We start from the raw sequence: 10,686 nt of genomic DNA, 5'->3' as shown, positions 1-10,686 counted from the left end.
TTATATTTTGCAATAATTTCAGGAACTTCCTTAATTAATTTTTCAAAAACGATTCTATTTCTCTCTTCCTGAGTAATTTTCAGGAACAAATCAAAATCAAGCATAATGTCCATGTAAAGTGCTTTTTCTTTTTTTATAAAACGAATGCGTTGTTTGAAATTATATTCAGTATGACGACACATTAAAACAATAAAAATATCATTAAGATCAGTGCCATAATCTTTTAAATAAAAAAAATCTTTAAATTCTCTCTGAGGGATTAAAGATAGAGTGTCACTAACTTTTGTTTCCCACCAACTATCTGCAGTTATTCCAAAGTCCATATTTATTATTTTATCATTTTATTACCGAAAGGTAAATATCCGTTTTGTTCTATATAATTTATAATTTTCATTTTTTCTAATTGTAATGCCTCCATTAAAGTGCCTCTAAATTCAGGGAAGTACTCAACCCCATGTTCACCAATATTTTTTAAATATTTTTGTGAATATCTCTTAAAAGGATTAAAATTCTTGGTAGTACCAAATTTCCAGACTTCACCCTTTTCTAACCAGACTAATTCCTGCGCTTTTCCAAAACCTCTTTTCATAACTGGATAAAATCCACTTTCTGCTGCTCTTAAGGTATATTGTTCTACCTTGACTTCCGCTCCTCCAGTAACAAATGCAATAGCCATTGCAGTATAATAACCTGCTTGTTGACTCTCTGTAGGTCTTATACCTAAGTAATCTGTACCTGTACCTCCAAGGATTAATTATGGCTACTTGAAAAAAATCTATTTATAAAAGCCGTGTTGCAAACGTTTTATTTAGTTTACAAAAGGATTAAGGTATAGAGTCATTTACTTAAGATGGATTCAATAGATTCATTAATTTTTTCAATGATAAAAGGATCATGTGTTATTTTGTATACATTTTTGTTAGAATCAATACCAATAAAATCACCATCACTTAAATCTTTAATATGAAAGTACTCCTTTTCGTTTAAGAAGACAGAATAAACTTCGGAGGGATTTAGAAGTGTTTTTTCTTTTTTATTAAGTAAATTTTCAATTCTGTTATAGTCAGATATTCCAATAAATTCTTTTTTGAAATTTGATATGTCAATCTTTTCAATATCAATGTCGTTTTTTTTACCACCACCTAATGAATAGCCACTTATTGTACCACTTAAGATATAAATCTCATAAGGTAAATAAACTAATGTCTTTTTGTCATATACTTTAATATTGTAAAGTTTAAAATCTTTCTCATTTTCCTGATCATATTTTCTTAAAACTTCAGGATTAAAAGTAAAGGCTATATATCCTGGTATGTCACTTGCATTAGTTAATACACCTTTAAATAATCCATCGTCTATTTGATTAATTAAATCAGAATATGGAACTGGGAGCTTTATTATCGTATTTCTTAGCAATTGAATTTCCTTATTTTCAATTTTTGTTCTTTTAAATAATCCAAACATATTTATTTTTATTAAAATTTAGTGAACCAATTATATTCTCCAAACCATCCAACTTTAGGTTTAAAACCAGCACGTAAAAATCTATATCTATAAGGATCAATAATGGAATGTTGTACCGAATTAAGTTTCCAAACGTTTAAATGATTATTTACCATCCAGTTAGGTAGATTATAAGCGCGTTGAAGCCTCTGAGTTAAAAATACATGGTGAAATTCAGTACTAATTCTTTGTGTTCCGGTTGAAGTTGCAATTTTTGCTAAAGTTTCTGTACCACCTCGTGCAATTTTGTACTGATTAAAAGTTTTACCACCTTTTAATAACCAATTAATCCCTTTTTTCAGTCCGTTAACTCCTGACTTCTCAGCACCAGCTTCCGCTCCTCCAGTAACAAATGTAAGAGCCATAGCAGTATAATAACCTCCTTCTTGACTCTCTGTAGGTTTTATGCCTAAGTAATCTGTACCACCAAGAGAATCAAACGTACGGCTAAAACCAGGCATTGCCACATCAAAACCATCAATGATGGTCTGGACTCCCATTTTTCCAAATCCCTGAGCGAAATTAGAAACTTTATTAAAATTTACATAACTGCTCAGATTAGGTGGTGGTCCGTCGCCTCCTCCAAAACCAAAAAGCTTTCCTATACCTCTGCCAATAGATTCGATATTTCTACCTACAAAATTAGCGGCGCACTAGGAGGATTTTCATTTAGGAACTTTAGAGAGAAGGAACTTGGAATAATACTTTTCTATAAAGCTGTATATATTTTAGTAGCCTCCATGATCAAAGTTTTATTTTCTAATTTTTCAAAAAATTCTTCTTTAGAGAAAATTTTAATTTTGTTTGCAGGGTCATGAATTAACAAATAAACAGTACCTGTCTTATCTAAAACAATCACGTCACCATTTCCTATACTATCTATATAGTAAAAGATGCCATCAGAAAGTTTTATAGAATAAGTAGTGTCTAAATATTTTGATATAATGGCTTTTTCGTTTTCATCAAAATTGATTAATAGCTTATTCAAGTCTTTATTCTCAAAGTGTTTTTCATTTATTTCTGAAATATCAAATTTGGTAAAATCAAAATTCGAGAACTCAATACTGGCAATATTAAAACCACCTAAATAACCTGATAAAATATCTAATTCAATCCTATAAAACTTATTTTCCTTAGAGTTCCATATATTTAATCCTCTCAAAATAAAAAAATGAGGTAGTTTTTTGTTTTTATAAATAGGCTCTAATTTTGCATTGAGCAAAAAAGTGTAGCTATCCTTAAATCCTAAGACATTTTCTTTAAAGGCAATTAAAAAATCATCATTTATTTGTGGCAACAGATAATGATATTTGTTAGGTAAAATACTTATAAGGCTTTTAAAAAAATGCAATTCATTTTTTGTTATTGGATATTCTTTTTCCTTCTTTTTTTTTTAAAAACTAAACATATTATTTCCAAGTTAAATTATACAGTTCTTTTATCCCTCTTGGAGCAAATCTTGCACGATACGGAGTTTAATTGTGTTAAATCAAATGCAATCAATTGAAAAAACTTTTTACTATTCTCGTTTATTTTGACCGAAAAAATATCGCCTATTTTTGTGTGTTTTTTCAAAATCATTTAAGATCCACATTAATACTCTATTGAATTTATCAAACCAGTCCAGTCTTGTTTGAATGTATCTAAATCAAAATTTTTAAACTTATATTTTGCAATAATTTCAGGAACTTCCTTAATTAATTTTTCAAAAACGATTCTATTTCTTTCTTCCTGAGTAATTTTCAGGAACAAATCAAAGTCAAGCATAATATCCATATATAATGCCTTTTCTTTTTTTATAAAACGAATGCGTTGTTTGAAATTATATTCAGAATTACGACACATTAAAACAATAAAAATATCATTAAGATCAATACCATAATTTTTCGAATAAAAAAAATCACTAAACTCTCTATTTGGTATTAAATTAAGCACTTCTCGTACGCCACTTTCCCAATTTATATCTGCTGTTAATCCAAAATCCATAGTTTGTTACTTATTGTCAAAGTAAAAAAATGATATTTATTTCTGTATTGCTTTAAACCAATCTTTTGTAAAATCATCGAACTTAAACTGTTTAGAAAGCTTTTGCTTCATTATTTCCGGCACGCCATCTTTAATTTTATTAAAAACAATAGTTTCTCGTTCAGGGTTACTAATTTTCATAAATAGATCATAGTCAAGTACAAAAAAAATTGTGAGACGTTTTTCTTTCTTTTTAAATTGTACTTTTTGTTCAAGTTTACCATAATGCTCTGGATTACAACAAAGAAAACAAACCACTATTCTCTGTAATTCCTCTCCGTAATTTTTTAAATAAAAAAAATCATTTATTTTTCTTAACGAGAATTGATGTAAACTTTCACCTACTCTTGTTTCCCACCATGCATCAGATGTTATACTAATATCCATATTCCTTTATTTAATAATTTTATTACCTGCAGGTAAATAACCATGAACTTCCATATAATTGATTATTTTCATTTTTTCGATTTGCAAAGCTTCTGCAGATGTACCAACAAATTCTTGAAATCTTTGAACTCCATGTTCTCCAATATTTTCTAAGTATGATTTAGTATATCTTTTAAAAGGGTTAAAGTTTTTGGTAGTACCAAATTTCCAGACTTCACCCTTTTCTAACCAGACTAATTCCTGCGCTTTTCTAAAACCTCTTTTCATAACTGGATAAAATCCACTTTCTACTGCTCTTAAGGTATATTGTTCTACCTTGACTTCAGCTCCTCCAGTAACAAATGTAAGCGCCATGGCGGTATAATATCCTACTTTTTGATTGTCAGTTGGTGTTAAATCTAAGAAATCTTCACCTCCAAAACTATGATAGATATTATCAATACCAGGGAATGTAGTAGTATATCCATCAATTGTTGCTTGAACTCCCATTTTTCCAAATCCCTGCGCGAAATTAGAAACGGTTTTAAAATTTACATAACTGCTCAGATTAGGTGGAGGTCCGTCGCCTCCTCCAAAACCAAAAAGCTTTCCTATACCTCTGCCAAGAGATTCGATATTTCTACCTACAAAATTAGCGGCTTCCTGAACATTTCGGCCTATAAATTGCCCGGTTTCTCCTGCATTTCTTTTAAACCATTCTGTGTTATTAGGATCCTTGAAAAAATTGCTAATTGAACCAATTGTACTTCCGTCTATTTGTTGCTTTGTATCACCACAATAGAAACAATCCTCACCTTTACTACCACCATTAATATAAGTATTCCCACTACCATCAATATATGAATTCCCACTAGGATCTGTATACAACAAAGGATTATTTAAGACATACCCATACTGGTTGTAATTTTGCGTATTGGTAGGATCCTGTATGTAATTGTCTATTTGTAAAAACCTATGAATTATAGGGTCATACAATCGCGCATTCATGTTGATGAGTCCTACACTTTGTAAGTGCTCATGACCGGTATACCCTCTGTCCAGAACAGTTAATCCGTTAAGAGTATTACCCGCTCCGTCCTGAACTTTGATAATGTCACCCCAGGCATCAAATAATCTTTTTTCGACAACAGCACCGGCATCATTGGTTATGGCCAAAATGGTTCCCTGATAATCCCGGTGTAAATATAAATAATTAGCAGGGTTTACACCATCACTTTTTACTGCAATTGGAGCGCTGTAGCCGTCGCCTGCAATATAAGTTACAAATTCAATTTCACCGGTTTTTGTATTTTGTTTAATCTCCATACTGCCATCGGCAGCATAATGTTTGCGCAATGGCCTTAGTTCTTTGTCTTCTAAACTGCCGTAATACATCGTACTACGCTGGTTGTCATCATTATAGGTAAAACTTATTTTATCTATACCGGTTTCTTCAATTTGTACAGGGCTTTTAAAAGCATTATAGGTAATGTTTAATTTAGATGTGTTGCTTGCCTTTTTAATTTGTACGTCATCAAACCATACATTTCCCTGGGCATCATTATCTAAGCGAATGTTCAATTTTTTGACATTAGCCGGAACCAGAAATGTTTTTTCAATTTTAGTCCATTGATTTGTTGCCGTTACACTTTTACTGTCTACTAATGAATAATAACCGGTTTCCTGAGGCGTTTTCATGAACAGGAAAATTTCGGCTCTTGGACTATCGCCATACACCCATGCAGAATAAGTATATTCGGTATCAACAGCATTGTCAATAGCAATCCATTTGTCAGAATGAACATACTGCTCAGATGAAGTGGTATTAGTCAATTTTAATGCATATTTTCCAGTATGAGTATAAATATCATCATAACTGTAAAAAACTGTATTGGGGTGTTTAGCCATTCCCCATCCGGACTGACTTTCCAGACTATCATTAAAAAGAGCTTCCCTGTTGGCATAGTAAGCTGCGGCCTCCGGATTCAGTGATATAGAAGTATTCTGGTATTTTTCAACCGGATCATAACCGTAAGTGCCTAAATTATTGCCGGTTATTTTTCCGGAGGCATCATAAGTTTGGGTTTCCTTACTACCATATTTATTCGTAAATTCTTTTAATCGGTCAAGTTCATCATAGTCAAAATCTTCTGTATAATTACCAAAAGCACTATTGATGCGCTGATCCAGGTTATCAGTATTTTTGTCAAATTTAGTGGTAAGCGTTATGATATTGCCTGTTGGCTGTGTGGTTTTATCATGCTGTATTTTAGAAAGATAACCATCTGTGTCATAAGTATTGGTCATTTTTATGCCGTTACCGGTTATGCTTTCTAATAGCTGTCCTTTAGCGTTTACTGTGTTTGTCTGCCATAAAACTTTATCGTTAATGTCCACAATCCGGTGCAATGCCCCGTTTTTATAAACATTTTTATTGACAACAGTACTGCTTTTTCCGCCAGCTTCGGCAGTTTTGGTTTCAGTTATAATTCTTCCTAAATCATCATAGTCAAATGTTTTAGTGAATTTATAAGCACCGGTTTTTTCTTCTGTAATAGTTGTTGGACGTTTAAAAGTATTGTCATAAACAATAGAGGTTAAAATATCGTTTGCTCCCGAAGGATCATTTAAATCTTTGTAATTTATTGTTAACGGTAATTTTAGAGCATCATAGGTATAGGTCGTTTCACTGTTTGTACCTCCTCCTTTGATCGTTTTTTTAACGGGTCTACCGCTTGAATCACGCGTTATGGTGGTTTTTACATTTCCGTTTTGAGAAGTTTCTTCTTCAAGTTCTCCTAAATCATTGTGTTTGTATTCAAATGTACCAGCTGATGGATCAATAAGACTGGTTTTTTGGCCCCAGCCATTTTGATTTATATCTATAGCGATGTTATTGTATTTCGTTTGCTTTAAATTGCCATTAGAAAAATAAGAATAATTAATAGTACCGCCCAGTGTTTCACCAGAAGAAACTACATTTCCAAAGGCATTTTTAGTGATGGTTTTGGTTTTTAAGCCATCTGTTATGCTCGTAACAAGACCTGAATAATTGGCCGTTGTTTTTCTGAGGTTAAACAGTACGGTTTTTGTTGGTCTGCCGTAAAGATCAAATTTGGTTTCATTCCATTCTGTAGGATTTGCTCCAAAATACGGTTCGCTAGTTTTGTAATTTCTATTATATATATCATACAGATTTGATATGTAAGAATAAGTTCCGTTGATGTCCTTTACTCCGGATTTAATTCTTCGTCCCAAATCATCAAATATGTCTATGGAAGCACTGCCATCAGGGACATCCGTTGTAACAATTGTGGTTTGTTCTCTGGTCTGTGGATTGAAGGAATTGGTATAGGTGGTTGTAAGTGTTTTGTTTAATTGATCATCTTTTACGGTTAAAGGTTTAAACCAGGAATCGTAGGTATAGGAAGTTGACCTTTTATTGGCATCAGTCTCTTTTTTTAATACACCATTATTTATGTTATACTCAAAAGTAGTTTCTAATAAATCATTGTCAGTTATTTTTGTAACAAAGCGGCCTGATGTATCATATTCATACCATGTACTTCTTGGCTGCAAAGGAAGAGGGGCAGTAATGGTCTTTTTTGTGATGTTTCCAAAAGAGTCATAATCATTATGTTCTGTTATTGTACCGGTTCCTGTAGCGCTCTTATCAATGTTAGTAAGTAATTGATTAGAATTGTAGGTATATACCTCCTTACTGCTCATTTCCGGAGAACCAGTAACGCTGACAGTCTGGTTTTTTTTAGAAGGTCTTCCCAGTATATAAAAAGGACTTGTAATTGGATCTTCATAATCTATTGTCGTGATGGCCGTCTGAGTTTCTGCTGATCCCTGAGTAACGCTGGTGATACTTTTAATATTATTATAAGAATCAAAAGTATTAGTAGTGGCAACGCTTGTGTTATCTAAACCATTATATTGTATACTGGCTGTATTTTGTAATTTAAAAACTTTATTTTCCTGCAAAGCTGCCTCTGCTGTTGTGGGATTGTATGATACAGTTGTTTTAGAGGTAAAGTCTGAGGGTGAAAAACCACCATAAGGATAGGTTAAATAGGGCAATACATAACTATCAGTTGCTGCTCCTCTTAATTTTACATCTCTGTTGGTTACAGAACTCATTATGGGGTTATTGCTGTCATGCCAGTTGGTTTCCATAATAGACCTAAACCCCATAAAGCCAAGGCCTTCTAAATTACTTACCGCTCCGTAGTAACCGTATAATTTCATTTTAGAAACCGTAGCACTCTTTTTTTCTAATTTCGAAACGATTTGAAAATCTGGTGAGGAGACGATGTCAAAATAAGGGTAGGTTTCTTTTAGTGTGCTTGGTGTATAAATAGTATAAAAATCATTTTCATAGCTTTGATCTAAGGGTTGATAGGTTATAAATTCCTGTACGCCATTTCCTGCTGTAATTTTGGTTAGCAAGCGGTCTTTTGAGGTGTCTTTTGAGGAATTGAAAAAATGCAATCTGTTTTGGTTTATAAAGGCAATTTCCAAACGGGGTTGTTTCCTGTCTGTTGTAGGCAAATAAACAGGCAAGGCATACATGTCGATATTTTCCTGTTCAGAAGTAATAGCCGTTTTTGTGATGAAAGTATTTGCAGCTGTTTCTGTAATAGTACTAACTTGTATCGTTCCTTTTCTGGTCGATTTTAGAGGATCAGATGCATCAGTATATATTTTTACAGTATTTTTTACAATAGTTAAATCACTTTTCCCATCATTATCATAATCAGTTGCCAAATAATTGTAGCTGTTAGAGGAGTTATTAGCTGTAAATGGGGCATAATTAGGTAAATTTTCTATTGTATATCCATTTCCTTTTTCATCTGCAATTCCTTTTGATGGAAACCTATACCACCAATTGGCAATACCTGGGCCTGGGGTTATAAAATCAGAATTTCCGTCTCCATTAAAATCTCCAATCACAATTGGCAGATCTAACCTAATACTTTCATTAATGGTTTGAGAAATTAGAACTAAAGTATTATTTTGATCCAGAGAATAAATTTTTAATACTCCGGTATCAAATATGAAAATATCTGATTTTCCGTCTCCATTAAAGTCGGCAACATAACATTTGCTGTTTGGATTAATTGGTAAAACTCCTGCCTGATTAACAAAATTGGCAGTGATTCTTCTGTCTAAATTAACAAAATAAGATTTGCCTCCTGTATAGGTTTGTGAAGAAGTGGCGGTACAATTCGTATATATAAAATAGTTAAATGTTTTTTCAATGACCACTATATCAGTTAAGCCATCTCCATTGAAATCTCCGCTTAAAAAAGATTTAGGAATATTTGCCTCTACATACCCGTCTTTTGAAGTACTGGCAGCCGTATTTAAATCAGAGTTTAACAATCGGGATGTAACTCTGAGAGGTTCTGCTCCGTTGCATGGATATATGTAATGACGCGTAAACTTTGGAAATGTATATTGTTTTTCATCCTGCGGATATACAAAGGGCGAGCCAGTAGTAGCGTGGGTGGTAAATGTCGATAGATTTGTAGTTGGATTTGTTTTTAAAACTGTCCATCCCTGACTGAGCCAGTATTTAGTATCCAGGGTTAAAAAGGAAACCGGAAAAATTTCATCAAAAAGGCCAGGTTTTATTTCGATACCGTAGTTAGGGAAAGTCTGGGCACTTGTATTAGGACTAACGCCGGTAAAAAGCCAATATTTTTTTCTGGCTTCAGTGCCTATGGTTGGATATAAAAGAAAATCCATATTACCATCTCCGTCAAAATCACCAGACACAGTAGCAGCATTGAGAGAAGAAACCGAACCTATATTTAATTGATTTGGATTTGGAATATACTTTATAGCACTTTCGGTGTTATTGTATTGAAAAACGGTTGGGTTATAGCTTTTTGATTTATCACCGTTTTTTTCGGTAACCTTACTTAATTGGTCATAATTTTGTGTAGTTTGAGTATATTCAAGCAAATAATTTCGAAATCCTATATTGTTACTTATGGTTTGAATTTCTTTTAATCGGTACTCCTGATCGTATTTTAGACTCCCTATGTAGGCACTTTCTTTTCGGGATCTGTTTTCATAAACAAATTTGATTTCATTGATGGGTGTTGTAGTAGAGCGGGTTCCGTATTTAATAGAACTGATATTCTCCCAGCCATTAAAACCGGATGAAATATAATTATATTTAATAGAAACACCTTGGGCATTTTCCCATGATCTAATTGACCATTCTAAATCTGTATAAGTGGCTGCTTGGTTCCCATAATACGCTTTTGATCCGTCAGGATATTCTACTAGAAAATTAATAGGTCCTGCATTGGGGTACTTTGGATTTGTATACGAGGTTATTTTGATATTAGAGAAATTTTCAGTTTCATATTGAGTCCCATTGGCCCCATAAATTCCTCCTGTGCCATTTTTTACAAGTAATCGTTGACCATCTAAGGCAAAACGGTCATCCCCAAAATCTACAGATTTTATTTTTTCATCGTGAAATTTAGTTTTCGGAATTCTGGTAATTTTAGAAATCCCGGAAATATTCCAGCCATAACCTGCAAGGCCTGGACCTCCCTGACTATTGTAGGATAAACTAATTTGCGGGACTACTCCGTTAATTCCCGGAGGAACAGCAATTGGTATAGTATAAGAAGCTCCTCCTGACAAGGTTACGGCTAAATCTCCTGCTGTAACACCGGTTTCTGCAGAAGAACCGGTAGGGGAGGTTTGTGCAGCAATAAAAAAGCTAAAACTTAGAAATAAAATTGAAAAGTAAAATTGTTTCAT

8 protein-coding genes are annotated in these 10,686 nt (G+C 33.1%); all 8 read right to left on the bottom strand.

From position 1 onward, the window contains the following. A partial coding sequence (locus JE46_RS20905; protein ID WP_031457238.1) for a hypothetical protein occupies positions 1–323 on the bottom strand: 323 nt, incomplete at its 3' end. Positions 324–328: 5 nt separating this feature from the next. Continuing rightward, positions 329–676: a hypothetical protein gene (locus tag JE46_RS20900; protein ID WP_051872970.1), complete on the bottom strand. Its 348-nt coding sequence runs from the start codon at positions 674–676 to the stop codon at positions 329–331. Positions 677–837: 161 nt separating this feature from the next. Then, positions 838–1,464 carry a hypothetical protein gene (locus JE46_RS20895; protein WP_051872969.1) on the bottom strand — a complete coding sequence of 209 codons (627 nt, stop codon included), beginning with the start codon at positions 1,462–1,464 and terminating at the stop codon, positions 838–840. Between the two features lie 11 nt (positions 1,465–1,475). Beyond that, complete coding sequence (locus tag JE46_RS20890) at positions 1,476–2,003, bottom strand: hypothetical protein (RefSeq protein ID WP_031457235.1); 528 nt, start codon at positions 2,001–2,003, stop codon at positions 1,476–1,478. Positions 2,004–2,212: 209 nt separating this feature from the next. Continuing rightward, the gene (locus tag JE46_RS20885) at positions 2,213–2,800 is read right to left on the bottom strand and encodes a hypothetical protein (RefSeq protein ID WP_031457234.1); all 588 of its coding nucleotides are present in this window, start codon (positions 2,798–2,800) and stop codon (positions 2,213–2,215) included. 296 nt (positions 2,801–3,096) lie between these two features. Then, positions 3,097–3,489: a hypothetical protein gene (locus JE46_RS20880; protein WP_031457233.1), complete on the bottom strand. Its 393-nt coding sequence runs from the start codon at positions 3,487–3,489 to the stop codon at positions 3,097–3,099. 36 nt (positions 3,490–3,525) lie between these two features. Then, positions 3,526–3,915: a hypothetical protein gene (locus tag JE46_RS20875; RefSeq protein WP_031457232.1), complete on the bottom strand. Its 390-nt coding sequence runs from the start codon at positions 3,913–3,915 to the stop codon at positions 3,526–3,528. A 6-nt stretch (positions 3,916–3,921) separates the two neighbouring features. After that, on the bottom strand, positions 3,922–10,686 hold the full coding sequence (locus JE46_RS20870; RefSeq protein WP_031457231.1) for an FG-GAP-like repeat-containing protein: 6,765 nt from the start codon (positions 10,684–10,686) through the stop codon (positions 3,922–3,924).

The sequence above is a fragment of the Flavobacterium chungangense LMG 26729 genome (genome assembly GCF_000735715.2).
Lineage (GTDB): Bacteria > Bacteroidota > Bacteroidia > Flavobacteriales > Flavobacteriaceae > Flavobacterium > Flavobacterium chungangense.
The sequence above is the reverse complement of the archived record's forward strand: the minus strand, read 5'-3'. Positions and strand labels throughout refer to the sequence as shown.

Excerpts from the sequence above, each read along its gene's own strand:
- JE46_RS20900 (WP_051872970.1), bottom strand. The coding sequence starts at position 676 with ATGGCTATTGCATTTGTTACTGGAGGAGCGGAAGTCAAGGTAGAACAA.
- JE46_RS20895 (WP_051872969.1), bottom strand. The coding sequence starts at position 1,464 with ATGTTTGGATTATTTAAAAGAACAAAAATTGAAAATAAGGAAATTCAA.
- JE46_RS20890 (WP_031457235.1), bottom strand. The coding sequence starts at position 2,003 with ATGGGAGTCCAGACCATCATTGATGGTTTTGATGTGGCAATGCCTGGT.
- JE46_RS20880 (WP_031457233.1), bottom strand. The coding sequence starts at position 3,489 with ATGGATTTTGGATTAACAGCAGATATAAATTGGGAAAGTGGCGTACGA.
- JE46_RS20875 (WP_031457232.1), bottom strand. The coding sequence starts at position 3,915 with ATGGATATTAGTATAACATCTGATGCATGGTGGGAAACAAGAGTAGGT.
- JE46_RS20870 (WP_031457231.1), bottom strand. The coding sequence starts at position 10,686 with ATGAAACAATTTTACTTTTCAATTTTATTTCTAAGTTTTAGCTTTTTT.